The organism is Isoptericola sp. S6320L (assembly GCF_023015685.1).
In the GTDB taxonomy this organism is placed as follows: Bacteria; Actinomycetota; Actinomycetes; order Actinomycetales; family Cellulomonadaceae; genus Isoptericola; species Isoptericola halotolerans_A.
In genome coordinates, this window is record NZ_JALKAT010000020.1 from 22,395 (window position 1) to 49,130 (window position 26,736).

Below are 26,736 nucleotides of genomic sequence, written 5' to 3' on the forward strand. Positions count from 1 at the left end.
AAGTCGCGCCAGAGCCGTAACACCGACGATCTCCAGCGGCAAGACCCGGCGGGAACCCTGGTGCGGGTCAGGCTCCGGGACACCGACGCCCGGGAGCCGCCCCTCGACGAAAGGAGCCGCAGTGCCGTACGTGAAGCCGAACGAGCTCGTCACGCAGATGATCGACGCTGGCGAGTCCAAGGTCCACCTGTCCACGCGGGACACGCTCATCCGGGCGTTCATGGGGGCGGCCCTGCTGACGGTCGCCGCAGCCTTCGCCGTCACGGTGTCGGTCGAGACCGGCAACCCGCTCCTGGGTGCGATCCTCTTCCCCGTCGGCTTCTGCCTGCTCTACCTGCTCGGGTACGACCTGCTCACCGGGGTGTTCACGCTCGCGCCGCTGGCCTGGCTCGACAAGAGGCCTGGCGTGACGGTAGGGGCCGTGCTGCGCAACTGGGGCCTGGTCTTCGTGGGGAACTTCGCCGGTGCCTTCATGGTCGCCGTCTTCATGACGATCTACTTCACCTACGGCTGGTCCACGGAGCCCAGCGAGGTCGGGCAGGCGATCGGTCACATCGGTGAGGGTCGGACGGTCGGCTACGCCGAGCACGGCGCCGGCGGGATGCTCACGCTGTTCGTCCGCGGCGTCATGTGCAACTGGATGGTCTCGACCGGGGTCGTCGCCGCGATGATGTCCCGGAGCGTGATCGGCAAGGTGGTCGGCATGTGGATGCCCATCATGCTGTTCTTCTACATGGGGTTCGAGCACTCGATCGTCAACATGTTCCTGTTCCCGGCCGGGCTCCTCATGGGTGGCAGCTTCACCGTCGTCGACTACCTCGTCTGGAACGAGATCCCGACGGTGATCGGCAACCTCGTCGGTGGGCTGACGTTCGTCGGCCTCATGCTCTACACGACGCACTACCGGACCAAGCCGCGGCGCGGCGCGCGGCCGGCACCGGCCGCGGAGCCCGACGACCTGGTGGGGGCCACGCGCTGATACCTCGTCTCGCTGTGCGACCCGGTCTCGTCTTCGCAGTACGGACCGGGTAGGTTGCAGGGGTTTCCGACCGAAGGAGGTCAGAGCCCGTGCAGATCGGTATCCCGCTCGAGTCGCGCCAGGGCGAGCGGCTCGTCGCCGCGACGCCCGCCACCGTCCGCCAGCTCACCGCGCTCGGCTACGACGTCGTCGTCGAGGCCGGCGCGGGGGAGCGCGCGAACCTGCCGAACAAGGCCTACGTCGAGGCCGGTGCCCGGATCGGCGAGCGTGCCGACGCCTGGGCGTGCGACGTCGTGACGAGCGTCAACGCTCCCTCCCCGGCGGAGCTGGACCTCCTCCGGCCGGGGAGCACGCTCATCTCACAGCTCGCCCCCGCGGCCCGACCGGAGCTGGTCGACGCCCTGGCGGAGCGTCGGGTCACGGCGCTGGCGCTCGACGCGGTCCCGCGGATCTCGCGGGCCCAGGCGCTCGACGTGCTGTCAGCCCAGTCCAACGTGGCGGGGTACCGCGCGGTGATCGAGGCTGCGGACGAGTTCGGTGGCATGTTCACGGGGCAGGTGACCGCTGCCGGGACGACGCCGCCCGCCACCGTGTTCGTGATCGGTGCGGGCGTCGCGGGGCTCGCGGCGATCGGCACCGCCTCCTCGTTGGGGGCGAAGGTGCGGGCGTTCGACGTCCGCCCCGAGGCGGCCGAGCAGATCGAGTCGCTGGGCGCGACCGCCGTCCGGGCCGAGGGCGCCTCCCAGGAGGTCAGCGCCGACGGCTACGCCAGCGCCCTGACCGGCGACCAGGAGGCGGCGACGCGCCGGACCTACGCCGCCGAGTCCGCGGGGGCGGACGTCGTGATCACCACGGCGCTCGTCCGCGGCACCGCCCCCACCACCATCACGGCCGAGATGGTGGCCGCGATGCGTCCGGGGTCGGTGGTCGTCGACCTCGCCGCCGCCGGCGGAGGCAACTGCGAGCTGACGGTCCCGGGGGAGCGGGTGGTGAGCGACGGCGGCGTGATCGTGCTCGGGTACACCGACCTGCCGGGGCGCATGCCGCAGCACACCTCCCAGCTGTTCGGCACCAACGTGGTCAACCTGGTCACGCTCCTGACGCCGGCGCGGGACGGCAGCCTGGTGATCGACCTCGACGACGTGGTGGTGCGGGGTATGACGCTCACCCGCGACGGCGAGGTGCTCTGGCCGCCGCCGCCGGTGCAGGTCTCCGCGGCACCGGCACCGGCAGCGCCGCCCCCCGAGCCGGCACCCAGCAGCACGGACCCCGCCGCGGAGGCCGCCGCACGGCGGAGCAGGTCGCGGCGGAACGGGGTGCTCACGGTGCTCGCCGCGCTCCTCGCAGGTCTCGCGGTCGCGGTGTCGCCGCCGGACGCCGTCGGCCACTTCACGGTGTTCGCCCTCGCCGTCGTCGTGGGCTACTACGTCATCTCGGCCGTCACGCACGCCCTGCACACGCCGTTGATGGCTCAGACCAACGCGATCAGCGGCATCATCCTGGTCGGCGCGCTGCTGCAGATCGGCGTCGACGACTGGCTGGTCACGTCCCTGGCCGTCGTCGCCGCCACCCTGGCGTCGATCAACGTGTTCGGTGGGTTCCTCGTCGCGAACCGCATGATCCGCATGTTCCGCAAGGGTTCGCCGTCGGGCGCCCCCGTGACGTCGGAGGTGGCCCGATGACGGTGCTGTCCGTGGTCCAGGCCACCTACGTGGTCTCGGGCGTCCTCTTCATCGGCTCGCTGGCCGGGCTGTCCAAGCAGGAGTCGGCCCGTCGCGGCAACGTGCTCGGCATGCTCGGCATGGCGTTGGCACTCGTGGCCACCGTCGCCCTGGCTCTCGAACAGTCCGAGCGGCCGTGGCCGGTGACCGCCGGCCTGATCCTCCTGGTGCTCGTCGTGGGTGCGACGGTCGGCACCTGGCGGGTCCGCAAGATCGAGATGACGCAGATGCCCGAGCTGATCGCGCTCCTGCACTCGTTCGTCGGGCTCGCGGCCGTGCTGGTCGGGTTCGGGTCGTACCTGACCGAGCAGCACGCGGGCACCGTGCACCTGGTCGAGGTCTTCCTCGGGATCCTCATCGGCGCCGTGACCTTCACCGGGTCGATCGTCGCCAACCTCAAGCTGGCGGCGAGGATCAGGTCCGCACCGCTGAACCTGCCGGGTCGCAACGCGATCAACCTGGGCCTCGTCGTCGCGTCGGCCGGGCTGCTGGCCTGGTTCCTCGCGGCGGCGAGCGCCGGGTCGGACGCCGTCGCGCTCACGGCGCTGGTCCTTGCCGCCGTCGTCGCGCTGGCGCTCGGCTGGCACCTCGTCGCCTCCATCGGCGGTGGCGACATGCCGGTGGTCGTCTCCATGCTGAACTCGTACTCGGGATGGGCCGCCGCGGCCGCGGGCTTCATGCTCGGCAACGACCTGCTCATCATCACCGGCGCCCTCGTGGGGTCCTCCGGCGCGATCCTGTCGTACATCATGTGCCGGGCGATGAACCGCTCGTTCGTCTCGGTCATCCTCGGCGGGTTCGGGACGGAGCCCGGCACCGTCGCGGCGGGCGTGTCGGGCGAGCACCGGGAGACCTTCGCCGCCGACGTCGCCGAACAGCTGACGTCCGCGAGGTCGGTCATCATCGTGCCGGGCTACGGCATGGCGGTCGCGAAGGCACAGCATCCCGTGGCCGACCTCACCGAGAAGCTCCGCGCGCGGGGCGTGGACGTCCGCTTCGGTGTGCACCCCGTCGCGGGCCGGCTGCCGGGCCACATGAACGTGCTGCTGGCGGAGGCCAAGGTGCCCTACGACGTCGTGCTGGGCATGGACGAGATCAACGGCGACTTCGGGTCGACGGACGTCGTCCTCGTCATCGGCGCGAACGACACCGTGAACCCTGCCGCCCAGGAGGACCCCGGCTCGCCCATCGCCGGGATGCCGGTGCTGGAGGTGTGGCGCGCGCGCGACGTCGTGGTGTTCAAACGCTCGATGGCCACCGGGTACGCCGGCGTGCAGAACCCGTTGTTCTTCCGCGAGAACACGGCGATGGTCTTCGGCGACGCGAAGGAGCAGGTGGAGCGGATCATCCAGTCGCTGTGAGCGCTACGCTCGGGCGATGACCAGCGCGAACGATCTGCACCGGCCCCTGATCGCCGTCGTCGGCCCGGGGGCGGTGGGCGGACTGGTGGCCGCCCTGCTGCAGCGGGCCCGGCACGACGTCGTCCTCGTCGGACGCCCGGGCACGGCCCGGCGGGTGACCGAGCACGGGCTCGAGATCGTCACCGACCGGTTCGGTGCCTGGCACGCCCCGCTGCGGGCGACGACGTGGGTGCCGCGCGGCGCCCGGGTGCTCGTGGCGGTCAAGGCCGAGGGCGTCGCCGAGGTCGCCGGGACGATCGCTGCCGGTCGGCCTCCCGAGGTCGTCTCGCTCCTCAACGGGATCGATCACATGGAGTCCTTGCGGGCTGCCCTCGCGGGGCCCGGCGGCCCGGCCGCGTACGAGAGCGTCGTGGTCGGGGCGTCCTACGCCGGCGAGACCTTGCGCACCGGGTCGGGCCCGGACACGGCCCTGACGGTACGCCACCGCGGTGAGCTGCTGCGGATCACCGTGCCCGCCGAGGCCGGTGACCTCGAGGTGGTCCAGGCCCTGCGCGACACGGAGATCGAGGTCGTGACGGCGGGCAGCGAGACCGAGGTGCTGTGGTCCAAGCTGCGCTTCCTCGCGCCGCTGGCCCTGCTGACGTCCGTGCACCGGACCGGGGTGGGTGCGGCCTTGGACGCCGACCCGGTGCTCACCGACGGCGTCCTCGGTGAGGTGGCGGCGGTCGCCGCGGCCGAGGGCGTCACCACGACGGCCGAGGACCTGCGCACGATCCTGCGAGGGTTCCCGCCGACGATGCGGTCGTCGTTGCAGGCCGACCTGGCCGCCGGTCGCACGGGCGAGCTCGACGCGATCGGCGGGGCGGTCGCACGGCGCGGTGCCGCACGGTCGGTGCCGACCCCGACGATCGAGCGGGTCGTGGTCCAGCTCGCTCGCAGGGTCGGCTGACCGTTCCCGGCCGCGTTCAGAAGCGGGAGTCGGCCCGGGACTCGTAGACGCTGGCGGGCAGCACGCCACCGTTCTGCGCGGCGAGCTCGGTGGCGGACAGCTCGGACGCCGCGTCCGTCGTGGTGTCGATCTCGCGGGCGTCGGCGGGCATGCCGTCGAGGCTCGGCATCATCGCGGCGAGACGGGGGCGCCAGCCGGCGAACTCGGTGGGGAAGCAGCGGCCGAGCAGGTCCACCATCGCCGAGACCGCGGTCGAGGCGCCCGGCGAGGCGCCGAGGAGGCCGGCGATCGACCCGTCCGCGGCGGAGACGATCTCCGTGCCGAACTGCAGGACGCCCTTGCCGTCGGCGTCACGCTTGATCACCTGCACGCGCTGGCCGGCGGTGATCGTCTCCCAGTCCTTGGGGTGAGCGGTCGGCATGAACTGCTGCAGCGCGTGGAACTTCGTCTCGGGCGCGGCGACGAGCTGGCCCACCAGGTACTGCGTGAGGTCGAGGTTCTTGAGGCCGGCGCCGATCATCGACGTCAGGTTGTGGGCACGCAGCGACGTGACCAGTCCCAGGTACTTGCCCTTCTTGAGGTACTTGGGGCTGAACCCGGCGTAGGGGCCGAACATGAGGTAGCTCTTGCCGTCGACCACACGGGTGTCCAGGTGGGGGACGGACATCGGCGGAGCGCCGACGTCGGCCTTGCCGTAGACCTTGGCCTGGTGCTGCGCCACGACCTCCGGGTTGTCGGTGCGCAGGAACTCTCCGGAGATCGGGAACCCGCCGAAGCCCTTGATCTCGGGGATGCCGGCGGACTGCAGCAGCGGCAGGGCGCCGCCGCCGGCGCCGACGAAGACGAAGCGCGCCGTGACGGTGGACGTCCGCTGGGGTGCGTTCCACGAGCGGTCCTTGACGCGCAGGCGCCAGCCGCCGTCGCGGGTGCGCTTGAGCGAGCGGACCTCGTGCTGGAGCTGGATCTGGGCACCGTGGGCCACGAGCCCGTCGACGAGCTGGCGGGTGAGGTTGCCGAAGTCGACGTCCGTGCCGGCGACGGACCGGGTCGCGGCGATCGGCTCGTCCGCGTCGCGCTCGGCGGTGAGCAGCGGAGCCCACCGCTCGATCTCGGCGCGGTCGGTGGAGAACTCCAGGTCACGGAAGAGCGGGTGGTCGCTGAGCGTCTGGTGCCGACGGCGCAGGTAGTCCACGTTCTTGGCGCCGCGCACGAACGTCATGTGCGGGGTGCGGCTGACGAACGAGGAGTCCGCGAGGCGGCCGGTGGCCAGCAGGTGGTGCCACAGCTCCCGCGAGGTGTGGAACTGCTCGTTGATCGCCACCGCCTTGGAGATGTCGATGGTGCCGTCCGCCTTCTCCGGCGTGTAGTTCAGCTCGCACAGCGCGGCGTGACCGGTGCCGGCGTTGTTCCACGGACTGGACGACTCGAGCGCGACCTCGTCGAGGCGCTCGATGATACGGATCGACCACGTCGGCTCGAGCTGCTGGATCAGCGTGCCGAGGGTGGCGCTCATGATGCCGCCGCCGATGAGGACGACGTCGACGGCGTCGGAGGAGCCGTTGCGGGAGGCCGTTTCGCGCGTAGTCACCTCGCCATGCTACGACGCTGGTGAAAAGTGTCACAAAGAATGAGAGCAAGGTCACAAGCGGCTGACCTGCAGTGATGTGGGTCACATCCGGGCCGCGTGGGCCTCGCCGGTCAGCGCTGCGCGGAGGGCCACGGGCCGAGCTCCGGCAGGGCGACGACGACGCCGCCACGGCGCGCGACGACCGGCCCGGACGGTTCACGGCCCGCCAGCCAGGCCGCGACGTGCGCCGCTGAGCCCTCGATCTGCGGTGGGGGACCGCCGTCGGGCAGCCTTACCGCGAGAAAGTCCTGCAGGTGGGCGCAGAGCGCCGCGTCCCAGGAGTCGTCGGTCATCCCGACGAGGGCGTCGACGGCGTGGATGCGCACCTCGCGCCACCAGGCCAGCAGGACGCCCGCGACGACCCCGTCGCGGTACGCGACCGGCGCGGCCCAGCCCGCGTCCCCGGGCGGGGGCCAGGCGTCGACGAGCCGGGCACGGACGGCGGTGAGCGCTGCGACGTGCTCGTCGACGGAGCGCGAGGACGCGGCCTCGATGCCGGCGGCGCGGCCGGCGGCTCCACCGTCGTACGGCTCGATCGTCAGCCCACGGGCGGCGTGCTCGGCCTGTCGGGCGAGCGCGGCGGCCACGTTCGCGACGTGAGCGAGCACGTGGCCCCGCGACCAGCCGGGCAGCGCGGAGGGCTCCACCGTCGCACCGGCGGGAAGGTCGCGGACCCGGGCCAGCAGGTCGCCCAGCGCCCGGTCGGCGTCGGCTCGTGCGTGCTCGAGGAGGTCGTGGTCGACGGTCAGGGCCACAGCAGCGCCTTGGTCCAGGCGGCGCGCGGCGCGCCCACGGTGGCGTCGGGACGGTATCGCAGGCGGGTCTGGCCGGTGCCCGTCCCGGACTGCCAGAACTCCACCTCGTACGGGGCGAGGCACCAGGCCGTCCAGGCCGGCGCGATCAGCCGGGGGTCGGCGCGCACCCGGTCCAGGGCGTCGGCCCAGGCCCTGCGGTGCTCGGCCAGGTCGCCGAGGACCTCGCTCTGGTGGTCCACCAGCCCGGCGGCGCGCGAGGCGTCCGGACGGGCGAGGAAGTCCGCCGCCCCGACCTCGGGGTGCGACGTGACCGTGCCCGTGACGCGCACCTGGCGACCCGTCTCGCGCCACAGGAACGTCAGGGCGGCCCGTGGCTCCGTCGCCAGGTCCCGGCCCTTCGGGCTCGTCGAGTGCCCCGCGAACCACCACCCGTCGGCAGTGAGGTCCTTGAGGATCACCGTCCGGGCGCGCACCGCGCCGTGACCGTCCGAGGTCGACAGGGTCATCGCGTGCGGACCGGTCGCACCGGCTGCGACGGTCTCGTCGAACCAGGTCTCGAAGAGCTGGTGGGGCGTCGCCGGCAGCGCGTCCAGGTCGGCGATCTCCCAGCCCGGCAAGCCGTCGGGGAGCACGGGCAGCGCGCGCAGGCGCTCGCGGAAGGTCGTCACAGGGACTCCTCGTCGTCGGGACGGTCACGGGTGGTCGGGTCGAGCAGCGTCACGAAGCCGCGCACGGCGGCGCGCATCGCCTGCGGGTCGCCTGTGGCGCGGGCGAGCACGTAGCCGCCCTGCACCACGGCGACGGCGGCGTGCGCCCGGTCCGTCGCGTCGTCGGGCGGGACGCCGGCCTCGGTGAGCACCTCGGCGACGGCGGCGACGAGCCGGTCGAAGGAGGTCCGGACGGTGGCGCGCAGGTCGTCGTCGTCCATGACGGCCTGGTCGCTCGTGAGGCGGCCCACCCGGCATCCGGCCAGCGCGTCACGGGGGCGTTCGAGGTATGCCAGGACGCGGCCCAGGGCGGGGGAGTCTCCCGACAGCTCCTGCAGCGCCGCTGCCAGCGCATGGTCGGCGGTGGCACTCACGGCGGCGACGGCCAGGTCGTGCTTGGCGGGGAAGTGGTGGTACAGGCTGCCCTGCCCGACGCCGCTCGCAGCGAGGACCTGGCGCGGGCTGGTGGCCCCGACCCCCTGAGCGGCGAACAGCTCCTGGGCGGCGGCGACGAGCCGGTCGCGGGTGGCGGGAGGTGGCACGGTTGCACTGTACCTACCTCTAGGTATGGCGTCCGCGTCCGGGCGGTTGTGGCGGGGCGGTCGGGACGCCAGGATGTGACCCGAGCCACGTCGGCGAGCAGGAGGAGCGAGATGAGCCACGATCCAGCAGCACCGTCGGGACGGGTCTCGTCCGGTGGGCGGATCGCCCGGCGGCCGGACACCGGCCAGGTCGCGTCGATCGCCACCCTGTTCCCGGCGGAACCGGACCTGCCCGCCGGCCCGGGGCGCGGCCTGGTGCCGCGCCTCGAGTCCCGGGGCGTGCAGACCGCGGTCCTCGCCGCGGCCGTGGTCCTCGCGCTCGTCGCGACGGTCGGCGTCGCCGTGCTCTGGTCGGCCAACCGGAAGCTGGCGGGCGAGGTGCAGACGGCCGTCACCCAGGCCGAGAGCGCCCAGGCGGAGTCCGCCCGCCTCCGCGCCGAGCTCGCGGCCGCGCCGGACGCCGCGACCGTCGACGCCCTGACCGGCAGGGTGCAGAGCGTCGAGGACTGGACCGGGTTCCCCGCCGAGGGCTCCGGGGGGATGGACGACCTGCAGACGCGCCTGCTCGAGGTGACGAACGGCATCGACAGCCTGGAGTCCAACCTCCAGAACGGGCTCGGGACCGTCCGCAACGACCTGGCGACGGTCCGCGACGACCTGCAGACCCGGCCGGACGCCGCCAGCGCCGCCGACGTCGACGCGTTGCGCCAGGACGTCGCCGGCCTCCGAACCGCCGTGGACACGATCCGGCAGGACGTCGGCACCCTGTGCTGGGCGCTCGGCTACCGCACGGACGTCGCGGCGTCCTGCTGAGTCGTTCAGAACCTGCTGTGCCGTTCAGAAGTAGTCGCGCACGTGGACGTCCCGACCGTGCCACAGGGCGTCCCACAGCCGGTCGTGGGTCGACGGCCCGCGCACGTGGCCCGCGAGGCGGAGGTTCGCGGTAGAGGCCGCTCCTGCGTAGCTCAGCGCGATGCCGGACGAGGTGAACGTCAACCGGTCGGGCTCCCGCCCTTCCGCCGGGACGGACGGGGCGTCCGGGTGGACCTGGGCCACGCCGTCGTGCACCAGAAGCGTCCAGGAACCCTCGACGTCGGGGGTCCGCGGATCGACGACGGAGAACGGCACGCGAGCACTCAGTGGCGGCAGGCAGGCGGTCCCGAGGGCGGCCGGGACGTCCAGCAGCCGCAGCATGTACGGGCGGCTCGTGGTGGTGACCGTGTGGTCGGGAAGCACCAGGCGGCTCGGGTCGGACCCGGTCCACGCGCCCGACGTCGAGAGCCGCACCGAGCCGGCCACCGTGCCGAACGACCCCAGCACGCGCCACAGCGCCCGGGCGGCGTCCGGGGTGAGCGCGACCAGGTCGTCGACCTCGATCGTGCCCGTCCCGTCGTACCCCGAGCCCCGGTTCCAGCTCGCGAAGCCCAGGACCTCGTCGTCCGGACCGACGGCCAGGCTGATGCCGGTATAGCCCGACTCAGGTCCGAACAGCTCGTCGGGCTCGGGCAGGAACGGCTTCTCGGTGCGCGTGAGCGGGCCGTTCTGCGCGGCCGCCCACGTGCGGTAGACGGCGCGGATCGCCTCGACGTCGGCACGAGCGGCGCGCCGGGTACGCACCCCGCCCGCCGGCGGACGGACCGTGGCGAGCGCCGCCATCGGCAGGCGTGCCTCGTCGTAGGAGCCGATCACCTCGTAGCCGAGGCTGCGGTAGATCCCGGCCGCGCTCGGGTAGAGGGTCGAGATCACCTCGCCCTGCTCGCGTGCCTCGGCGAGCGCCGCGTCGAACAGCGGCCGGAGCACGCCCTCGCCGCGCCGCTCCGCGGCGACCGTCACCCCCGCGAACCCGGCGGTCGGGACGGCCGCGCCGTGGAACCAGGAGGTGAACCGGCGCACGCCCAGCGTGGCGACGAGCTCCTCGCCGTCGTACGCCGACCACGGGCGGACGTTCGCCGACGGCCAGGTGCCGGGCTCGGGGTCCGGGCGGGGCGTCGCGGGAGCGCCGAACGCCTCGTCGCCGAGACGTCGTGCGGCGGGGACGTCGGCGACGACCGACCGGCGGATGACCAGGTCCATGGCCACACGCTACTGACTCCGGGCCCGCTGCGGCACGCCGGCGCGGTGCGGCTGGTCGGAGTCGCCGACCGGCCGTAGCGTGAGGCGCGTGGCCACCACCTCCACGCAGCGGCGTGTGCTGCTCGTCGCGATCCTCGCGTCGTTCGTGTCGTTCCTCGACGGGACCGTCGTCAACGTGGCCCTGCCCGCGATCGCCGACGAGCTCGGCGGGCCGGGCGAGGCCGGCCTGACGCTCCAGCAGTGGGTGGTCGACGGCTACCTCGTCACGCTCGGCGCCCTCATCCTCGCCGCCGGCTCGCTCTCGGACGTCTACGGTCGCCGTCAGGTGCTGTTCGTCGGGCTGCTGGGGTTCGCCGCGACGTCGGTGCTGTGCGCCGTGGCCCCCACCGGGGCCGTGCTCGTCGTCGCACGCCTGCTCCAGGGCGTCGCCGGGGCACTGCTCGTGCCCAGCTCGTTGGCGCTCATCATCTCGACGTTCGAGGGGCCGGCTCAGTCCCGGGCCATCGGCACCTGGACCGCGTGGACCGGCACCGCCATGATCGTCGGGCCGTTCGTCGGGGGCGGGCTGGTCGACCTCGTCTCCTGGCGCGGGGTGTTCTGGATCAACGTCCCCGTGGTCGCGGTGACCCTCTACCTGCTGCGGGGAGTGCCGCCGTCGGGGGCCACGAGCGGGCGGCGCATCGACGTCCCGGGCGCGGTGCTCGCAGCCGTCGGGCTCGGCACGACGGTGTTCGGCCTCATCGAGCAGGTGTGGCCGCTCGTCGGCGTCGGGCTCGCGCTGCTGGTGGCGTTCGTCCTCTACGAGCGCCGGGCCCCTGACCCGATGCTGCCGATGCGGCTCTTCGCGGTGCGGAACTTCGCGTGGGGCAACGTCGCCACGGCAGCGGTCTACGGTGCGCTGGCGTTCGGTGGGTTCGTCCTGACGCTGTTCCTGCAGCAGGTCGCCGGCTACTCCGCGACGGCCGCGGGGGTGGCGCAGCTGCCCATCACGTTCGCGATGCTGGCGCTGTCCACCCGGTTCGGGACGCTCGCGGGCCGCTACGGGGCGCGATGGTTCATGACCGTCGGCCCGGTGGTCGCCGCGTGCGGGTTCCTGCTGATGCTCACCATGGACGCCGACGCGAGCTACGTCACCGAGGTGCTGCCGGGTGTCCTGGTCTTCGGGCTCGGGCTGGCGATCACGGTCGCGCCCCTGACGTCCGCCATCCTCGGTGCCGTGCCGCCGTCCGACGCCGGGATCGCCTCGGCGGTCAACAACGCCGTGTCCCGGGTGGCGGGCCTCGTGGTCATCGCGTTCGCGGGCGTCATCCTCGGCGGGGTGCTCGACGTCGAGTCCTTCCACCGGGCCCTGGTGGTGACGGCTGTGCTGCTCGTGGTGGGCGGACTGGTGAGCATGGCCGGGATCCGGGACCGGCCACGGGAGACCGCGCCCGCGGGCTGACCGGCTCACAGAGTCAGCTTGAAGCCCTCGTGCGACGCCGCGTAGCCCACCGAGGCGTAGAACCGGTGGGCGTCGGGACGCTGCTTGTCCGAGGTGAGCTGGGCGAGGGTGCAGCCTCGCGCTCGCCCCCAATCGTGGGCGTGCTCCATCAGGCGGCGCCCGATACCGCGGCCACGGAGCCGGGCGTCGACCCGGACGGCCTCGACCTGCAGCCGCGTCGCGCCGTTGCGCGAGATGCCGGGGATCGCCGTCAGCTGCATGACGCCCACGACCGCGCCGTCGAGCTCTGCCACGACCAGCTCGTCGTGCGGGCTGGCGGAGATGGCCTCGAACCCCGCGACGTGGGCGGGGCCGAAGCTGCCGGTGCGCCGGGCCGCGACCGTGTCGTCGGCGATGAGCTCGACGATCCGTTCGAGGTCGTCGCGCACGGCGGTGCGGAACGCGAGGCGGAGCGTGCCGGGAGCAGGGGTCGAGGCGTCGTTCACGCCTCGATGCTAGGTGGTCGCCGCGACCTGCGAGCCCGGCCGCGCTCGCGTGACTACTCGGTGGGGTTGCACCGGTCCGTGAGGACGGCGATGAGCCCGACGTCGGGTCGCCACGGCTCGAGGTTCCACGTGTCCTTCTCGGGTGCGCCGATCGAGTGGCAGACGAGCTGGTCGTGCATGATGGGGGTGTCCACCTCGGGATCGGACGCGACGAGCTCGGCCCACACGAGGTCCGTGCCGGCCTGGCCGGCGGAGCGGGCCCAGGCGGTGGGGTCGACGGCGAGCGACCGACCGCCCTCGCGCTCGCCCCAGTCGGCGCTCGCGACGGCCTCGGTGCCCAGCACCGTCTCGGCGGTGCTCGCCTCCGGGGGCGGGTCGAGGCGCACGCTCGTCGTGTCGACCGCGGTGACGACGGCGCCACCGGCGACGGGGGAGAGCCCGGCGACCGGGGTGCCGCCGTCGTCCAGGATCGTCACGCTCGAGTCGACGTTCACCTCGACGCTCCCGGCGGAGGTCAGCGTGATCGTGGCCGGTGCCTCCGGAGCGGTGCCGACGCGGACCGTGACAGTGCCGTCCGCGGGCACGACCTCCACGGCGCGGGCGCCGCCACCCGTGGGCACCGAGACGGTGAGGGTGGTGCCGCCCGAGGACACCTCCGTCAAGGCGGCGTCGGAAGGTTCCGGTGCCGGGCGATCGCTGGGCGGCGCGGCAGCAGCCGACGCCGAGGCCGACGGCGCGGGTGCCGGTGCGTCGGGCTGCGCCGTGCAGGCGCCGAGCAGGCTGCAGGCGACGACGACGGTGAGGAGCGGGAGGCGGCACACGCGCCCATCGTGCCCGACCGCGGTCGTCCGGTGCGCGCCCGGCAGGTCGGTGGTGTCCGCGTGCCGGGACACCCCTTCACACGTGGGTGAGGTTCGCCTAACCTTATCCGCATGTCGTCTCACCACGGTCGCAAGCCGGTCGATCCACAGGTCGTCGTCGCCGAGGTCGTGACCACCAAGCAGGTCACGCCGCACATGATGCGCGTGACGCTGGGCGGGCTCGACCGCTTCACCCCGCTCGGGTTCGACCAGTGGTTCCGGCTGTTCCTGCAGCGTTCCGGGCAGGACATGCTGCGCCCGCCGACCCGGTCGTCCGAGTGGGGCTGGTACCTGCAGTACCTCGCCACGCCGAGGTCACGGCGGCCGTGGGTGCGCAACTACACCGTCCGCGCCGCCCGGCCCGACCTGGGCGAGATCGACGTCGACTTCGTCATCCACGCCGACGCGGAGGGGAGCTCTGGTCCGGCGGCCGACTTCGCGACGACGGCGCGGACGGGCGACACGGTCGGGCTCCTCGACCAGGGGGCCACCTACGACCCGCAGCACCCCCACGACTGGACGTTGCTCGTCGGCGACGAGACGGCGCTGCCCGCCGTGGCCGGCATCTGCGAGTCGCTGCCCGCCGACGCCCGCGGCATCGCCGTCGTCGAGGTGCCCACGGCGGACGACCAGCAGGACTTCCGCGCGCCGGCCGGCGTGGAGGTCCGCTGGGTCGCCCGGGACGAGACCACCGGTGCGGACGCGGTGCCGGGGCAGGCCGCGCTCGCCGAGGTCCGCCGGCTCACGCTGCCCGACGGCGTCGGGTCCGCCTACGCGGCGGGCGAGGCCGGGCTGGCCACCGGCGTCCGCCGGCACCTCGTGGCCGCGGGCATGCCCAAGGCGCACATCACGTTCCTGGGTTACTGGCGCCACGGGAAGCCCGCCGCAGGCTGACCGGCCCGGCCCTCGTCGTTCAGACCCGCACGACGATCTTGCCGCGCACGTGCCCGCCCTCGCTGGCGCGGTGCGCCGCGGGGGCGTCCGCGAGCTCGTAGGTCTCGGCGACCTCGACACGCAGGGTGCCGGCGTCGAACATCGCGGCGAGGTCGTCCAGGTCGCTGGTCGACGGGCGCACCCACACGTACTGCCCGCCGTGCTCGTCCCGCGCGGCCGGGTCGGTGATCGAGGTGATCGTCCCGCCGTCGGCCAGCACGGCGGCGGAGGTCGCCACGGCGTCGCCGCCCACGTAGTCGAGCGCCACGTCGACGCCGTCAGGAGCCAGCTCGCGCACCCGCTCGGCGAGGCCGTCGCCGTAGGTCACCGGCTCGGCGCCGAGGGACCGCAGGAACTCGTGGTTCGCCTCGCTCGCCGTCCCGATGACGCGGGCGCCGAGCGAGCGGGCGATCTGCACCGCGAAGGCGCCCACCCCGCCTGCCGCGGCGTGCACGAGCACGGTGTGCCCGTCCCGCACGCCCGAGCGGCGGATCGTCTGGAGCGCGGTGAGGCCCGCCAGCGGGACGGCCGCCGCCTCCTCGAACGTCAGGGAGCGCGGCTTGCGCGCCAGCGTGCGCACGGGGGCTGCCACCAGCTCGGCGAACGTGCCGCCGTGCACGACGTCGGTGCGCACGTACCCGTACACCTCGTCGCCCACCGCGTACTCGGGGGTGTCCAGTCCCACCTGTTCGACGACGCCCGCGACGTCCCAGCCCGGGACCACGGGGAAGTGGGCGTCCATCAGCCCGTCCAGGTAGCCCTGGCGGACCTTCCAGTCGACCGGGTTCACGGAGGCGGCGCGGACGCGGACCACCACGGCGTCCGCTCCGGGATGGGGGTCGGGCTGCTCGGTGAACTCGAGGACGTCGGCGTCGCCGTAATGGCTGTAGGTGATTGCTCGCATGCCAGGGGCAACCGACGACCCGGCCGGGCCATTCCGAGCGCCCTTCCCACCGCCGTCGTCACCGATCTCGATCCGGACCCATCCGGGGGCCGCAGGACTCCGAACCCCCGACAGGTCGCGAACGTCGTGGCCTGGAACGAAGGGATCGATCATGAAGGCACGCACCCGCGCCGCGCTCGTCGCGCCGGCCCTCTCGCTCGCCGGACTGCTCGCCGTCACCGGCCCGGCCTCGGCCGCGGACGGTACCGCCCAGGGTGACCTCACGCCCGTCCCGCTCAACGGCGTGGACGGCAGCGGCGAGGCGATGGTCTGGGTCGAGGGCACGACCCTCACGGTAGAGTTCGCGGCGTCCGGCCTGCTCGCCGGCAGCCCGCACGCCGCCCACCTGCACTACGGCGAGGACGCCACGAACCAGTGCCCCGTCGAGGGCGACGACGCCGACGGCTCGGGCACGATCACCACCTCCGAGGGCGTCCCGTCCTACGGGTCGGTCCAGGTCTCGCTGACCACGGAGGGCGACACCTCGGGCGACTCGGCGCTCGCCGTCGACCGGTTCGACACGGCCGAGGGTGGCGAGATCGACTACCAGCGCGGCGAGATCGAGGTCTCTCAGGACCTCGCGGACGACATCCTCGCCGGTGACGTCGCGCTCGTCGTGCACGGCGTGGACCACGACGGCAGCGGCGCCTACGACGGCGACACCGAGTCGGACCTCGACCCGTCGCTGCCCGCCGAGGCCACCGACCCGGCGCTGTGCGGCATCCTGGCCGCCTCGCAGATGGACGAGATGCCGGCCGGTGGCGTGCAGACCGGTACCGGCGGCACCGCCGGGACCGAGAACCTCGGTCTGATCGCCGGTGGCGGCGTGGCGCTCCTCGCGGGTGCGGGCCTGACCGCCGGGCTCGTCGCCCGCCGTCGGACCGTGGGCCAGGACTCCTGATGGTCGGCCGACGCGTGGCCGCCGTCCTCGCCGCCGGGCTGGTGCTCGGCGGCGGGACGGCGGTCGCCGTCGGGCTGGGCACGCAGGAACCGGCGCCCGCGCCGGTGGAGGAGACCAGCCCGCCCCGGTCCTCGTCCACCGCGCCGTCGCCACCGACCGAGGCGCTGCCCGGGCCGAGCCGTACCGCCGAGGCCGGCGCGCCGTCGGCCGCAGCGTCCGCCGAGCCGCCGGCGGAGGAGCGCAGCGCCCTGCCGCGGCGGGTGCGGATCCCGGCGATCGACGTCGACTCGCGGCTGCTGCACCTGGGCCTGAACGACGACGGCACCATCGAGGTCCCGGCCGGGGACGACATCGACCGTGCGGCGTGGTTCGACGGGTCGCCGCGGCCCGGCGACCAGGGCCCGGCGGTCATCGAGGGACACGTCGACAGCCCCAACGGCGAGTCGGTCTTCTACGACCTGGCCACGCTGGAGCCGGGGCAGAAGGTGCACGTGGACCGTGCCGACGGCACCACCGTCACCTTCGAGGTGGACCGCGTCGAGTCGTATCCCAAGGACGAGTTCCCCACCCGTCGGGTCTACGCCAACACCGACGGGCCCGAGCTGCGCGTCATCACGTGCGGCGGGGCGTGGGACGCGAGCGTCGGCCACTACGAGGACAACACGGTCGTCTACGCCCACGAGGTGTGACGACGCGAGCCCTCGTCGATCACTCGACGCGGACGTCCTGCGGCCGCTTGTCCGTCCGCCGCCCGCGCCACACGGCGTGACGGAGGCTGCCGCCTCCCGGTGTGCCGTCGGTCCATCCGGCGTGCGACACCTCGACGACCTCGGTGGGCCGCACCCAGCGCGCCCCCGCGGCGTCGAGGGCGGGGACCTCGGGGACGGGCGGCTCGTCCTGCTCGAGCTTGACGAGCGCTGCGGCGAGCCGCCGCCGCTCGGCGTCGCTGAGCCCGGTGCCCACCCGTCCGACGAACCGCAGGTCGCCCGCGTCGTCGGGCACCGCGAGCAGCAGGCCGCCGACGGACCGGGGATCCTCCGTCGGCGTGCCGCTGCGCAGGGGGCGCCACCCCACCACCACGGCCTCCTGCATGGCGACGTGCTTGGCCCGGAGCCAGTCGCGCGACCGGCGGCCGACGGCGTAGCCGGAGCGGCGCCGCTTCGCCACCAGACCCTCCAGCCCCAGCCGCCGCGACTCCGCCATGGCCTCGGTCGCGTCCCCGGGCAGGGGCTCCGGCACGTGCACCGGCCGGCGGGCGTCGACGACGCGGGCCAGGATCCTGCGGCGCTCGTCGTACGGGTGGTCGGTGACGTCCACGCCGGCCACGCGCAGCACGTCGAAGAGCACGAGGTCGACGCCCACGGCTCGGCGTGCGCGCTCGACGTCGCGCGGCCGGGCCAGGTTGGCCCGCTGCTGCAGACGACGGAAGCTCGGCCGCCCCTGCGCGTCGAGCGCCACGATCTCGCCGTCCAGCACCAGCGGCAGCTCGTCTGCGGGGACCATCCCGCCGAGCTCGGCCAGCTCGGGGAAGGTGGCGGTCAGGTCCCGGCCCGAACGCGACGTGAGGCGCACCCGTGCGTCGTCCAGCACCTCGACGATCGCCCGGAACCCGTCCCACTTGGCCTCGAACGCCCAGTCGTCGGCCGTCATCCGGGCCAGCTCGGCCGGCGCGGCGGTCGTCGCGAGCATCGGGCGGGGCGCAGCGCCCGGCGGGCGCTGCCGCACGGTGGACGACGGCGAGGGCTCCGTGCGCTCGGCCGCGTCCGGCCGGTCGACGGGCTGCGCGACCGGCGTGCCGGGATCCCTGGCCTCCTCGGTCGGCGCGCTCGCGCCGTCGGGCTGCGTCTTGGTGCGGTGGATCAGCCACGAGCTCTCGCTGCCGTCCCGGCCGCCCGTCTGGATGAGGGCGAGCCTGCGCCGTCCGCGGCGCGGGCTGTCCAGCGTGACGATGACCTCCTTGCCCTCGCGCCACTTCTCCAGCTGGTAGGTGCCGGCGTCCCAGATCGTCACCTCGCCGGCGCCGTACTCGCCGGCCGGGATCGTGCCCTCGAAGCTCCCGTACTCCAGCGGGTGGTCCTCGGTCTGTACCGCCAGGTGGTTCTGGGCCGGGTCCGTCGGCTCCCCCTTGGGCAGGGCCCAGCTCACCAGCACGCCGTCGTGCTCCAGGCGGAAGTCCCAGTGCAGGCGGCGGGCGTGGTGCTCCTGGACGACGAACGACGGGCAGGCCTCGTCGCGCGGCCCGGGCGAGGAGCCGGCAGACCCGGTCGACCCCTCCGGTCGCGGGTCCGCGCTGCCGGTGACCGGGCCGAACGGTTCCGGGGTCCGGCCCGGGTCGCGCTTGGAGCGGTACGTCCCGAGCCGCTGGAACGAGGCGAGCCGTTCCGGGGTCGGCTCGAGCCGGGACAGGTGCCCGGTGAGCAGCGGGGCCAGCAGGTCGCCGTCCTCCTCGAGCCGCTCGAGGACCTCGGCGTACCCCAGCTGGCGCAGGTCCGGGTCCTCGAGCTCGTCCCACGTCCGCGGAGCGGCGACCGTGGGTTCCTCGCGGCCCCGGAGGGAGTACGGCGCGATGGTGGTCTTGGACCCGTTGTTCTGCGACCAGTCGACCAGCACCTTGCCCTGCCGGAGCGACTTCTTCATGTCGCTGACCACCAGGTCGGGCCGGGCCGACTCCAGATGCCGGGCAAGCTCCTTGGCGACGGCGGAGACGTCGTCGGACGTCAGCTCGCCGTGCGCCGCGGTGAGCGCGGCGTACAGGTGGATGCCCTTGGAGCCGCTGGTCACGGGCAGCGGCTCGAGGTTCATGCCGACGAGGATGTCGCGGGCCAGCCGGGCGACCTCGGCGCACTCGGCGAGGCCCGCACCCGGGCCGGGATCGAGATCGAGGACCAGGCGGTCCGGTGCGAGCGGTGTGCCGGTGCGGCCGAACTGCCACTGCGGGGTGTGGATCTCGAGGGTGGCGGTCTGGCCCAGCCACGTCAGCGTGGCGAGATCGTCGACCAGGACGTAGTCGTTGGTGGACGACGTGTGCCGGATGGTGCGCCGTGGGACCCACTCGGGCGTCGAGGCGTCGAGGTTCTTCTGGAAGAACATCTGCCCGGTCACGCCGTTCGGCCAGCGCTTGCGGGTGGCCGGCCGGTGCGCGGCGTGCGCCACGAGCGCGGGCGCGACCTGCGCGAGGTAGCGCAGCACCTCGCCCTTGGTGGTGCCGGTCGCGGGGTAGAGCACCTTGTCGAGGTTGGTCAGCTGCAGCCGGTGGCCCTCGACCGAGACCGTCTGGGACCGGCTCCGCGGGGCGTCGGCTGCTGCCATGGGTTCATGCTGCCTCGCACCGGCGCGGCGCGCAGTTCCGCCCCGCCTCGTCGGTCGCGAGCCGGTGGGATACTCGCCGTGTGCAGCTTCCCGTCGCCTGGTCCCTCGTCCTCGTCGTCGCCGCCGTGTGGAACCTCGTGGTCTGGCCCCAGTTCTGGCGGCGCGTGACCAAGGACCCTCGCGCCCGCGACGACGCCGGCCGGCCCACCCGCTTCTACACCGTGCACGCGGTGCTCGTCGGCGTCTCGGTCGTGCTCGCCGTCCTGGTGGGAGTCGTGGGAGTCCTCGGCCTGGTGGGCTGATCCGTCCCCGACGTGCTGCGCGGACGCGCGTTGCGCGTGACCATGGGGTCATGAGGGCCATCTGGAAGGGTGCCGTGACGTTCGGTCTCGTCAACGTCCCGGTGAAGCTGTACAGCGCGACGGAGGACCACGACGTCTCGCTGCACCAGGTGCACGACGCCGACGGCGGCCGGATCCGCTACCGCCGGGTCTGCGAGCTCGACGGCGAGACGGTGCCGTACGAGCACATCGACAAGGCGTACGACGACGGTGAGCACGTGGTGGTGCTGACCAAGGAGGACTTCGCGGCGCTGCCGGCCGAGACGAACCGCGAGATCGAGGTCGTGGAGTTCGTACCCAGCGACCAGGTCGATCCCGTGCTGCTGGACCGGACCTACTACCTCGAGCCGGACTCCAAGAGCCCGAAGGCCTACGTGCTGCTGCGGCGCACGCTGGAGGACACGGACCGCACCGCGATCGTGAAGTTCGCGCTGCGTCAGCGCACCCGCCTGGCCGCGCTCCGGGTCCGCGAGGACGTGCTGACCCTGCAGACGCTGCTGTGGGCCGACGAGATCCGGGAGGCGGAGTTCCCGTCCCTGGACGGTTCGACGTCGGTCTCCGACAAGGAGCTGGCGATGTCCGCCCAGCTGGTCTCGAGCTACGAGTCCGACTTCACTCCCGAGGACTACACCGACGAGTACCAGGCCCAGCTGCGCCAGCTCATCGAGGCCAAGATCGAGAAGGGCGACACCCTCGACCCGGCCGAGACCTTCGGCGAGAGGGAGGAGGGCGAGGACGCCGAGGTCGTGGACCTCATGGAGGCCCTGAAGCGGTCGGTGGAGTCCTCGAAGGAGAGGTCGACGTCGTCGAAGGCCGGTTCGTCGTCGAAGTCGTCGCAGCGCAAGACGGGCTGAGGCGCCGGCCGGGACAGGCCTGCCTCAGCGGGCGCGGCTGGGCTGGGTCGCGACGAGGCGGTCCACGATCCGCAGCAGCTCGTCGAGGTCGGGGGACTGGGCCCCGATCGAGCTGCGGTGGTAGAGGCCGTCGCTGATCAGCATGATCGCGTGCGCCGTCGCCGGGTCCTCGACCTGGGTCGCGATGGCCCGGGTCCAGGTGTCGTGCGCCGTGTCCAGGGCGCTGCGGGCGTGCGGCGCCGAGCCCTGCGCGAGCTGCGACACCCCCCGGAAGGCGAGGTCGAGCTCGCCGCCCACGTCCAGCGAGCTCCGTAGCAGGTACGCCACGGGTCCCTCCGGGGCGGACTCCATGGTGGCGACGTCGGCGGCGATGAGAGTGTGCAGGTGCTCGACGAGGCCGTCGACCAGCGCGTCGCGGGTGGGGAAGTGGTACAGCAGGCCGCCCTTGGAGACGCCGGCGCTGTCGGCGATCGCGTCGAGCGTGGCGGAGCGCTCGCCCGACGTCACGAGGAGCTCGGCGAAGGCGTGCAGCACCTTGGCCCGGGCAGCGGGGGCGGGAGGCATGGTTGCCAGCCTACCGCTCGGCGCGTTACTGTACCGTCTGGACGGTACAGAAGTTCGGCGCGAGGCGTCGCCCTGACCGTCGCTCGTCGTGAGAGGAACGTCGTGACCACCATCTCGGTGACGACACCGCAGCCCCCGGCACCCGCGCTCCATCCCCGTCGCTGGGTCGCCCTCGTCGCACTCATGCTGCCCGTGCTGCTCGTGTCCGTGGACAACACCGTCCTCAGCTTTGCCCTGCCCCAGATCTCGGCGGACCTGCGGCCGACCGGCACCCAGCTCCTGTGGATCGTGGACGTCTACCCCCTGGTCCTCGCCGGCCTGCTCGTGCCGATGGGCTCCCTGGCCGACCGCATCGGCCGCCGCAGGCTGCTCCTCGTCGGTTCCGTCGGCTTCGCCGTCGTCTCCGCCGTCGCCGCGTTCGCGCCCACCGCCGGCACGCTCGTGGCGACCCGTGCCGCCCTCGGGTTCTTCGGGGCGATGCTCATGCCCTCGACGCTGTCGCTGCTGCGCAACGTGTTCGTCGACCGGGAGGAGCGGCGCCTGGCGATCGCGATCTGGGCCACCGGCTGGGCGGCAGGCAGCGCCCTCGGCCCCATCGTGGGCGGGCTGCTGCTCCAGCACTTCTGGTGGGGGTCGGTGTTCCTGCTGGCCGTGCCCGTCCTGGTGGTCTTCCTCGTGCTCGCGCCGACCGTGCTGCCCGAGTCCAAGGACCCGGAACCCGGCCCGCTCGACCTGGTCTCGGTCGCGCTCGCCCTGGTCACCATGACCCCGCTGGTCTGGTCCATCAAGGAGATCGCCGCCGACGGCGTCACCCTGGCGGCGCTCGCCGCGGCCGCGGTCGGTCTCGCGAGCGGCACCGCCTTCGTGCGCCGCCAGCTGCGGCGACCGGTGCCGATGCTCGACGTCCGGCTCTTCCGGGTGCCGGCGTTCAGCGGCGGCGTGGTGGTCAACCTGCTCAGCGTGTTCTCGCTCGTGGGCTTCCTGTTCTTCGTCGCCCAGGACCTGCAGCTGGTGCACGGTCTCTCCCCGGTGCAGGCAGGCCTGGCGCTGCTGCCCGGCACCGTCGCGATGGTGGTCGCAGGGCTGGCCGTGGTGCGCATCGTGCGCCGGCTCCCGGCGGAGCGCGTCGTGGCGACGGCCCTGCTGGTCTCGTCGCTCGGATACCTGCTGGTCGCGCTGTTCGGGGGATCGGGCCTGCTCGCCCCGCTGGTCGTCGCCTTCGTCGTGCTCTCGCTCGGCATCGGCGCCGCGGAGACGGTCAGCAACGACCTCATCGTGTCCAGCGTTCCCGCCGCGAAGGCCGGCGCCGCCTCGGCGATCTCGGAGACGGCGTACGAGCTGGGCGCGGTGCTCGGCACGGCGGTGCTGGGCAGCATCCTGACCGCGAGCTACGCGGCCTCCGTGGTGGTTCCCGCCGACGTGCCGCCGTCGGACGCCGCCGCTGCCGCCGAGACGCTCGGTGGTGCGGCCGAGGTGGCCTCCGGGTTGCCGGCCGCCACGGCGCAGGCCCTGACCGAGTCCGCCCAGCAGGCGTTCGCGGGCGGGGTCGGGCTCACGGCGGCGATCGGGGTCGTGCTCATGGTGGTCGCCGCCGGTGTCGCGTTGCTCACCCTGCGCGACCCGCGTCGCTGAGCGCGCCGAGTTGTGGGTGGGGCCCTCCGTCGGTGATCGTGGGTCCACCATGCACGACAGACCCACGCCACCCCGCTGGCTGCGCTGGACGCTCGTCGCCGTCGCCGCCGTCGCCCTGTGCGTCGGCCTCGGGGTGACGACCGCGAGCGCGACGCTCAGCCTCGGCCCCCACGAGGCGGAGTACGCGGTGGACACCGACGGGCTCGTCGTCGTGGACCTGGGGCCGCTCGGCACGCTCGAGATCGACTCGCCCCTGCCGCTCGGGCTCGGCGTCGACATCACGGTCAAGGAGATCCCCGCGGACCTCTCCGCCGTCGGCGCGTCGTCGACCCTGGACCGGCTCGTGGGCGACCTCGACAGCTACCTGCAGTTCTACGACAGCCCGCAGGTGACGATCGACGCGGCGACGGCGGCGCTGCTCACCGACGCGGCGCGTCGCACGCTGCTCGCGCTCGCGCTGCTCGTCCTGTCCGGCTGGGGCGTGCGGGCGCTGCTCGGCGCGGACCGACGGCGTGAGCTCGGACGTGTCCTCGCCCCGCGGACGTGGCAGCTCACCGCGGGCGTCCTGGTGGTCACGTTCGTCGGTACGTCGCTCGTCTCCTCCGACGTCGGCGTGCCCCGTCCGGGTCGGCCGGCTTCGGCCGTCTTCGACGGCACGGCGCTGGAGGGCGCCCGCATCACCGGCCGGCTCGCCGGCGTCATCGACACCTACGGCGGGCAGCTGGTCGAGCTGTACGACCAGAACGAGGCGTTCTACGAGGCGGCGCGCGACGAGGTGGGCAGCGCCTGGAACGCCTGGGAGATCCGGCAGGCCGTCCGGACGGCGCTCGCGGAGCAGCCGCCCGACGACGAGGGCGTCGTGTCGCTGCTCGTCGTGTCCGACCTGCACTGCAACACGGGCATGTCGACGGTGATCGAGGAGGTCGCCGAACGGTCGGGTGCCGAGGTGGTGCTCAACGCCGGCGACACCACGATGAACGGCACCGCCGTCGAGAAGGTCTGCGTGGACGCGTTCGCCGCCGCGGTGCCCGACGGCGCCGAGATGGTCGTCGCCGACGGCAACCACGACTCCGTCCTGACGTCCGAGCAGGAGGCCGCGCACGGCCAGGTCATCCTGGACGGCGAGGTCGTCGAGGTGGCCGGCGTGCGCATCCTCGGTGACCGGGACTCGCTCGAGACGCGCATCGGCGAGGGGACGCAGGCGGCCCGTGAGCAGACCCCGGAGGAGCAGGCGGCGGCCCTCGCGGCCACGGCCTGCGAGGACGACGTCGACCTGCTGCTGATCCACACCCCCGTGGTGGGGCTGCCGGCCCTGGAGTCGGGGTGCGTACCGTTGCAGGTCTCCGGCCACACGCACCAGCGCTCGGGTCCGCTGCAGGTGGGACGCGGTCTCCGGTACGTCTCGGCGAGCACCGCCGGTGCCGCCTCGGGACAGCCCACCGTGGGCCCGCTCCGCGGCACCGCCGAGATGACGTTGCTGCGGTTCGACCCGGAGACCCATGAGTGGCTGGACACCCAGCTGATCGAGGTGACGCCGGCCGGCGAGGCGACGGTCTACGACCGCGTGCCGATGCCCGCCGTCGTGCCCCCGGTGGGGGAGCTGGACGACCCGGCGCCGCTCGTCTCGCCGCCCGGCCCGGACGAGCCGGCCGAGACGATCTCTCCCTCGGAGTCCCCGGCGGTCGACGGCCCCCTCGCGCCCTGAGCCCGCTGGCGAGCTCGCGGCCCGCGTAGGCTCTCTGGCGTGACCGACACCGACACCTCGCAGCCGGCGGACCTCACTCCCGTGGCGCAGGACTACCTCAAGACCATCTGGTCCGCCCAGGAGTGGAGCGACGAGAAGGTCACCACGGGCCTCCTCGCCGACCGGCTCGGGGTGGGCCCCTCGACGGTCTCCGAGACGGTGCGGCGGCTGACGGCGCAGGGTCTGCTCGGGCACGAGCCCTACGGCGGGGTCTGGCTGACCGACCTCGGGCGCCGGCACGCGCTGACGATGGTCCGCCGGCACCGGCTGATCGAGACCTGGTTGGTGCGCGAGCTCGGCTACACCTGGGACGAGGTGCACGACGAGGCCGAGGTCCTGGAGCACGCCGTCTCCGACCGCCTGGTGGCCCGGATCGACGCGCGGCTGGGCCACCCGGTCCGCGACCCGCACGGTGACCCGATCCCGACGGCGGACGGTCGCGTCGTGCGGCCCGACGCGGTCCTGCTCGGCGACCTCGCCGCGGGGCAGCGTGGCGTCGTCGCGCGGATCTCCGACGCCGACCCGGAGGCGCTGCGGTACCTCGCGGGGCTCGGTCTGGAGCTGGACGTCGAGGTCACGGTCGTGCGTCGCCGGGACTACGCCGGCACCCTGTCGGTCGCGTGGGCGGGGGCGGAGGGTCCGGTGTCCGTGGACCTCGGCCACCTGGCGGCCTCGCGCATCCGGGTCGTCCCCGCGTAGGCTGGGCGCATCCCCGACGGCGTGCTCGCGATTCTCGCGACGCGCCGTCGAATCGTTTCGATCCTGAAGCACGAGGACCCCCGTGACCCTGGCTCCCTCCCGTCCTGCCCCGCGACTCACCCCGGCGTCCTGGGCCCTCTTCGCCCTGGCGCTCGGCGGCTTCACGATCGGCACCACCGAGTTCGCGACCATGGGCATGCTCCCGCAGTTCGGCGCGGACCTCGGCGTCAGCGACCCGACGGCTGGCCACGCGGTCACCGCCTACGCCGTCGGCGTCGTGGTGGGCGCACCGCTGCTGACCGTCGCCGCCGCGCGGATGTCCCGCCGTCGGCTGCTGCTGTGGCTCATGGGGGCCTACACCGTGGCCAACGTGCTCTCGGCCGCCGCGCCGAGCATCGAGTGGCTGGTGGCCGGTCGGTTCCTCGCCGGCCTGCCGCACGGAGCTTTCTTCGGCGTCGGGGCCGCGGTGGGCGCCTCCGTGGCCGGGCCGGGTCGGCGCGGCCACGCCGTGGCCGTGATGATGACCGGGCTCACCGTCGCCAACGTGGTCGGCGTGCCGCTGTCCACCGCCGTCGGCCAGGCCTTCGGCTGGCGCCTGGCGTTCGTGCTCATCGGTGTCCTCGGGGGTGCCGCGCTGCTCGGTCTCTGGCGGTTCGTCCCCGAGCGCGGTCCGGTGGAGTCGAGCGTGCGGAACGAGCTCGGGGCCCTGGCGAACGGGCCGATGTGGGTGGCGTTCGTGGCCGGTGCCATCGGCTTCGGTGGGCTGTTCGCCGTCTACACCTACGTCGCTCCGACCATCACGCAGGTGACGGGCATGAGCGAGGGTGCCGTGCCGTGGGTGCTGGCGGTGATGGGCGTCGGGATGACGGTCGGGACGCTCGTGGGCGGGCGGCTCGCCGACCGCTCGGTGCTCGGCACCGTCGTCGGCGGGTTCCTCACCACCGCGGCCTCCCTCGTGCTGTTCGCGCTGACGGCCGGGTCGGTGGCCGGTGCCCTGGCCGGGCTCTTCCTGCTGGGCGTCACCTCCCAGGTCCTGGGGCTGGCCATGCAGACGCGCCTCATGGACCTCTCGCCGCGGGCGGAGTCCCTCGGCGCCGCGCTGTGCCACTCGGCTCTCAACCTGGCCAACGCGGGCGGTGCGTTCTTCGGCGGCCTGGTCATCGCCGCCGGCTACGGGTACGTCGCCCCCGCCTGGACGGGCCTGGCGCTGACGCTCGTGGGCCTGGCGATCGTGCTCGTCTCGGCCAGGCCGCGCGGGGCGCGGCGGTCCCGGAACGCTGGTCCGGTGGGCGCGGTCGCCTGACCGCGCCTTCCCA

General features: G+C 73.6%; 25 protein-coding genes. 15 read left to right on the plus strand and 10 right to left on the minus strand.

Annotated features, from left to right (window positions below; all coding sequences use genetic code 11):
- Positions 1 to 121 precede the first annotated feature (121 nt).
- The 4 genes from MWU57_RS11780 to MWU57_RS11795 all read left to right on the plus strand — a co-directional run bounded on the left by MWU57_RS11780 (position 122) and on the right by MWU57_RS11795 (position 5,010).
- Positions 122 to 979 carry a formate/nitrite transporter family protein gene (locus MWU57_RS11780; RefSeq protein WP_246909371.1) on the plus strand — a complete coding sequence of 286 codons (858 nt, stop codon included), beginning with the start codon at positions 122 to 124 and terminating at the stop codon, positions 977 to 979.
- A gap of 89 nt (positions 980 to 1,068) precedes the next feature.
- Positions 1,069 to 2,661, plus strand: a complete 1,593-nt coding sequence (locus tag MWU57_RS11785) for a Re/Si-specific NAD(P)(+) transhydrogenase subunit alpha (RefSeq protein WP_246909372.1) — start codon at positions 1,069 to 1,071, stop codon at positions 2,659 to 2,661.
- Positions 2,658 to 4,061: a Re/Si-specific NAD(P)(+) transhydrogenase subunit beta gene (pntB, locus tag MWU57_RS11790; protein ID WP_106268483.1), complete on the plus strand. Its 1,404-nt coding sequence runs from the start codon at positions 2,658 to 2,660 to the stop codon at positions 4,059 to 4,061. The genes MWU57_RS11785 and pntB overlap by 4 nt, the downstream gene beginning before the upstream one ends.
- 16 nt (positions 4,062 to 4,077) lie before the next feature.
- A complete protein-coding gene (locus MWU57_RS11795; RefSeq protein WP_246909373.1) occupies positions 4,078 to 5,010 on the plus strand; it encodes a ketopantoate reductase family protein in 933 nt (310 codons plus the stop codon).
- 16 nt (positions 5,011 to 5,026) lie between these two features.
- On the opposite strand, the gene mqo is transcribed toward MWU57_RS11795, so the two are convergent.
- The 4 genes from mqo to MWU57_RS11815 all read right to left on the minus strand — a co-directional run bounded on the left by mqo (position 5,027) and on the right by MWU57_RS11815 (position 8,641).
- Complete coding sequence (gene mqo, locus MWU57_RS11800; protein ID WP_246909407.1) at positions 5,027 to 6,523, minus strand: malate dehydrogenase (quinone); 1,497 nt, start codon at positions 6,521 to 6,523, stop codon at positions 5,027 to 5,029.
- A gap of 185 nt (positions 6,524 to 6,708) precedes the next feature.
- Positions 6,709 to 7,392 carry a maleylpyruvate isomerase family mycothiol-dependent enzyme gene (locus MWU57_RS11805; protein WP_246909374.1) on the minus strand — a complete coding sequence of 228 codons (684 nt, stop codon included), beginning with the start codon at positions 7,390 to 7,392 and terminating at the stop codon, positions 6,709 to 6,711.
- On the minus strand, positions 7,383 to 8,060 hold the full coding sequence (locus tag MWU57_RS11810; RefSeq protein WP_246909375.1) for a pyridoxal 5'-phosphate synthase: 678 nt from the start codon (positions 8,058 to 8,060) through the stop codon (positions 7,383 to 7,385). The genes MWU57_RS11805 and MWU57_RS11810 overlap by 10 nt, the downstream gene beginning before the upstream one ends.
- Positions 8,057 to 8,641, minus strand: a complete 585-nt coding sequence (locus tag MWU57_RS11815) for a TetR/AcrR family transcriptional regulator (protein WP_246909376.1) — start codon at positions 8,639 to 8,641, stop codon at positions 8,057 to 8,059. The genes MWU57_RS11810 and MWU57_RS11815 overlap by 4 nt, the downstream gene beginning before the upstream one ends.
- Positions 8,642 to 8,752: 111 nt before the next feature.
- Between MWU57_RS11815 and MWU57_RS11820 the strand changes: the two genes are divergently transcribed.
- Positions 8,753 to 9,454 (plus strand): hypothetical protein, encoded by a 702-nt coding sequence (locus MWU57_RS11820; RefSeq protein ID WP_246909377.1) that lies wholly within the window; start codon positions 8,753 to 8,755, stop codon positions 9,452 to 9,454.
- 24 nt (positions 9,455 to 9,478) lie between these two features.
- Here the strand turns inward: MWU57_RS11820 and eis are convergent, their stop codons facing one another.
- Positions 9,479 to 10,714, minus strand: coding sequence for an enhanced intracellular survival protein Eis (gene eis / locus MWU57_RS11825; RefSeq protein ID WP_246909379.1), 1,236 nt, complete (start codon positions 10,712 to 10,714; stop codon positions 9,479 to 9,481).
- Between the two features lie 88 nt (positions 10,715 to 10,802).
- Here eis and MWU57_RS11830 point away from each other — a divergent pair, with 88 nt between their 5' ends.
- Positions 10,803 to 12,155: an MFS transporter gene (locus MWU57_RS11830; protein ID WP_246909380.1), complete on the plus strand. Its 1,353-nt coding sequence runs from the start codon at positions 10,803 to 10,805 to the stop codon at positions 12,153 to 12,155.
- A gap of 5 nt (positions 12,156 to 12,160) precedes the next feature.
- On the opposite strand, the gene MWU57_RS11835 is transcribed toward MWU57_RS11830, so the two are convergent.
- Both MWU57_RS11835 and MWU57_RS11840 read right to left on the minus strand, forming a co-directional pair.
- A complete protein-coding gene (locus MWU57_RS11835; RefSeq protein ID WP_106268472.1) occupies positions 12,161 to 12,640 on the minus strand; it encodes a GNAT family N-acetyltransferase in 480 nt (159 codons plus the stop codon).
- Positions 12,641 to 12,693: 53 nt separating this feature from the next.
- Positions 12,694 to 13,461, minus strand: a complete 768-nt coding sequence (locus tag MWU57_RS11840; RefSeq protein ID WP_246909381.1) for a DUF2599 domain-containing protein — start codon at positions 13,459 to 13,461, stop codon at positions 12,694 to 12,696.
- A gap of 111 nt (positions 13,462 to 13,572) precedes the next feature.
- On the opposite strand from MWU57_RS11840, the gene MWU57_RS11845 reads away from it, so the two are divergent.
- Entirely contained in the window at positions 13,573 to 14,394 is an 822-nt protein-coding gene (locus MWU57_RS11845; RefSeq protein WP_246909382.1) for a siderophore-interacting protein, read from the plus strand.
- A 19-nt stretch (positions 14,395 to 14,413) separates the two neighbouring features.
- On the opposite strand, the gene MWU57_RS11850 is transcribed toward MWU57_RS11845, so the two are convergent.
- A complete protein-coding gene (locus MWU57_RS11850) occupies positions 14,414 to 15,337 on the minus strand; it encodes an NADP-dependent oxidoreductase (protein ID WP_246909383.1) in 924 nt (307 codons plus the stop codon).
- Between the two features lie 151 nt (positions 15,338 to 15,488).
- Between MWU57_RS11850 and MWU57_RS11855 the strand changes: the two genes are divergently transcribed.
- Both MWU57_RS11855 and MWU57_RS11860 read left to right on the plus strand, forming a co-directional pair.
- Positions 15,489 to 16,277, plus strand: coding sequence for a hypothetical protein (locus MWU57_RS11855; RefSeq protein ID WP_246909384.1), 789 nt, complete (start codon positions 15,489 to 15,491; stop codon positions 16,275 to 16,277).
- Positions 16,277 to 16,966 (plus strand): class F sortase, encoded by a 690-nt coding sequence (locus tag MWU57_RS11860; RefSeq protein WP_246909385.1) that lies wholly within the window; start codon positions 16,277 to 16,279, stop codon positions 16,964 to 16,966. Before MWU57_RS11855 ends, MWU57_RS11860 begins: the two co-directional genes overlap by 1 nt.
- 19 nt (positions 16,967 to 16,985) lie before the next feature.
- On the opposite strand, the gene MWU57_RS11865 is transcribed toward MWU57_RS11860, so the two are convergent.
- Positions 16,986 to 19,586 (minus strand): ATP-dependent DNA ligase, encoded by a 2,601-nt coding sequence (locus MWU57_RS11865; protein WP_246909387.1) that lies wholly within the window; start codon positions 19,584 to 19,586, stop codon positions 16,986 to 16,988.
- An 80-nt stretch (positions 19,587 to 19,666) separates the two neighbouring features.
- On the opposite strand from MWU57_RS11865, the gene MWU57_RS11870 reads away from it, so the two are divergent.
- Together MWU57_RS11870 and MWU57_RS11875 are read left to right on the plus strand one after the other, a co-directional pair.
- A complete protein-coding gene (locus MWU57_RS11870) occupies positions 19,667 to 19,888 on the plus strand; it encodes an SCO4848 family membrane protein (RefSeq protein WP_246909389.1) in 222 nt (73 codons plus the stop codon).
- Positions 19,889 to 19,938: 50 nt separating this feature from the next.
- Positions 19,939 to 20,781 carry a Ku protein gene (locus MWU57_RS11875; protein ID WP_246909392.1) on the plus strand — a complete coding sequence of 281 codons (843 nt, stop codon included), beginning with the start codon at positions 19,939 to 19,941 and terminating at the stop codon, positions 20,779 to 20,781.
- A 24-nt stretch (positions 20,782 to 20,805) separates the two neighbouring features.
- Here the strand turns inward: MWU57_RS11875 and MWU57_RS11880 are convergent, their stop codons facing one another.
- Positions 20,806 to 21,345: a TetR/AcrR family transcriptional regulator gene (locus tag MWU57_RS11880; protein ID WP_246909394.1), complete on the minus strand. Its 540-nt coding sequence runs from the start codon at positions 21,343 to 21,345 to the stop codon at positions 20,806 to 20,808.
- Positions 21,346 to 21,447: 102 nt separating this feature from the next.
- Here MWU57_RS11880 and MWU57_RS11885 point away from each other — a divergent pair, with 102 nt between their 5' ends.
- The 4 genes from MWU57_RS11885 to MWU57_RS11900 all read left to right on the plus strand — a co-directional run bounded on the left by MWU57_RS11885 (position 21,448) and on the right by MWU57_RS11900 (position 26,723).
- Complete coding sequence (locus tag MWU57_RS11885) at positions 21,448 to 22,977, plus strand: MFS transporter (RefSeq protein WP_246909395.1); 1,530 nt, start codon at positions 21,448 to 21,450, stop codon at positions 22,975 to 22,977.
- 49 nt (positions 22,978 to 23,026) lie between these two features.
- Positions 23,027 to 24,682 (plus strand): metallophosphoesterase, encoded by a 1,656-nt coding sequence (locus MWU57_RS11890; RefSeq protein ID WP_246909396.1) that lies wholly within the window; start codon positions 23,027 to 23,029, stop codon positions 24,680 to 24,682.
- 39 nt (positions 24,683 to 24,721) lie between these two features.
- A complete protein-coding gene (locus MWU57_RS11895; protein ID WP_106268454.1) occupies positions 24,722 to 25,420 on the plus strand; it encodes a metal-dependent transcriptional regulator in 699 nt (232 codons plus the stop codon).
- Between the two features lie 82 nt (positions 25,421 to 25,502).
- Complete coding sequence (locus MWU57_RS11900; protein ID WP_246909397.1) at positions 25,503 to 26,723, plus strand: MFS transporter; 1,221 nt, start codon at positions 25,503 to 25,505, stop codon at positions 26,721 to 26,723.
- The last annotated feature ends 13 nt before the right edge of the window (positions 26,724 to 26,736 follow it).

What these genes read in the sequence shown, in the direction of transcription:
- pntB (WP_106268483.1), top strand. Translation starts at nt 2,658, where the DNA reads ATGACGGTGCTGTCCGTGGTCCAGGCCACCTACGTGGTCTCGGGCGTC.
- MWU57_RS11795 (WP_246909373.1), top strand. Translation starts at nt 4,078, where the DNA reads ATGACCAGCGCGAACGATCTGCACCGGCCCCTGATCGCCGTCGTCGGC.
- mqo (WP_246909407.1), bottom strand. Translation starts at nt 6,523, where the DNA reads ATGAGCGCCACCCTCGGCACGCTGATCCAGCAGCTCGAGCCGACGTGG.
- MWU57_RS11820 (WP_246909377.1), top strand. Translation starts at nt 8,753, where the DNA reads ATGAGCCACGATCCAGCAGCACCGTCGGGACGGGTCTCGTCCGGTGGG.
- eis (WP_246909379.1), bottom strand. Translation starts at nt 10,714, where the DNA reads ATGGACCTGGTCATCCGCCGGTCGGTCGTCGCCGACGTCCCCGCCGCA.
- MWU57_RS11845 (WP_246909382.1), top strand. Translation starts at nt 13,573, where the DNA reads ATGTCGTCTCACCACGGTCGCAAGCCGGTCGATCCACAGGTCGTCGTC.
- MWU57_RS11850 (WP_246909383.1), bottom strand. Translation starts at nt 15,337, where the DNA reads ATGCGAGCAATCACCTACAGCCATTACGGCGACGCCGACGTCCTCGAG.
- MWU57_RS11855 (WP_246909384.1), top strand. Translation starts at nt 15,489, where the DNA reads ATGAAGGCACGCACCCGCGCCGCGCTCGTCGCGCCGGCCCTCTCGCTC.
- MWU57_RS11860 (WP_246909385.1), top strand. Translation starts at nt 16,277, where the DNA reads ATGGTCGGCCGACGCGTGGCCGCCGTCCTCGCCGCCGGGCTGGTGCTC.
- MWU57_RS11865 (WP_246909387.1), bottom strand. Translation starts at nt 19,586, where the DNA reads ATGGCAGCAGCCGACGCCCCGCGGAGCCGGTCCCAGACGGTCTCGGTC.
- MWU57_RS11875 (WP_246909392.1), top strand. Translation starts at nt 19,939, where the DNA reads ATGAGGGCCATCTGGAAGGGTGCCGTGACGTTCGGTCTCGTCAACGTC.
- MWU57_RS11880 (WP_246909394.1), bottom strand. Translation starts at nt 21,345, where the DNA reads ATGCCTCCCGCCCCCGCTGCCCGGGCCAAGGTGCTGCACGCCTTCGCC.
- MWU57_RS11890 (WP_246909396.1), top strand. Translation starts at nt 23,027, where the DNA reads ATGCACGACAGACCCACGCCACCCCGCTGGCTGCGCTGGACGCTCGTC.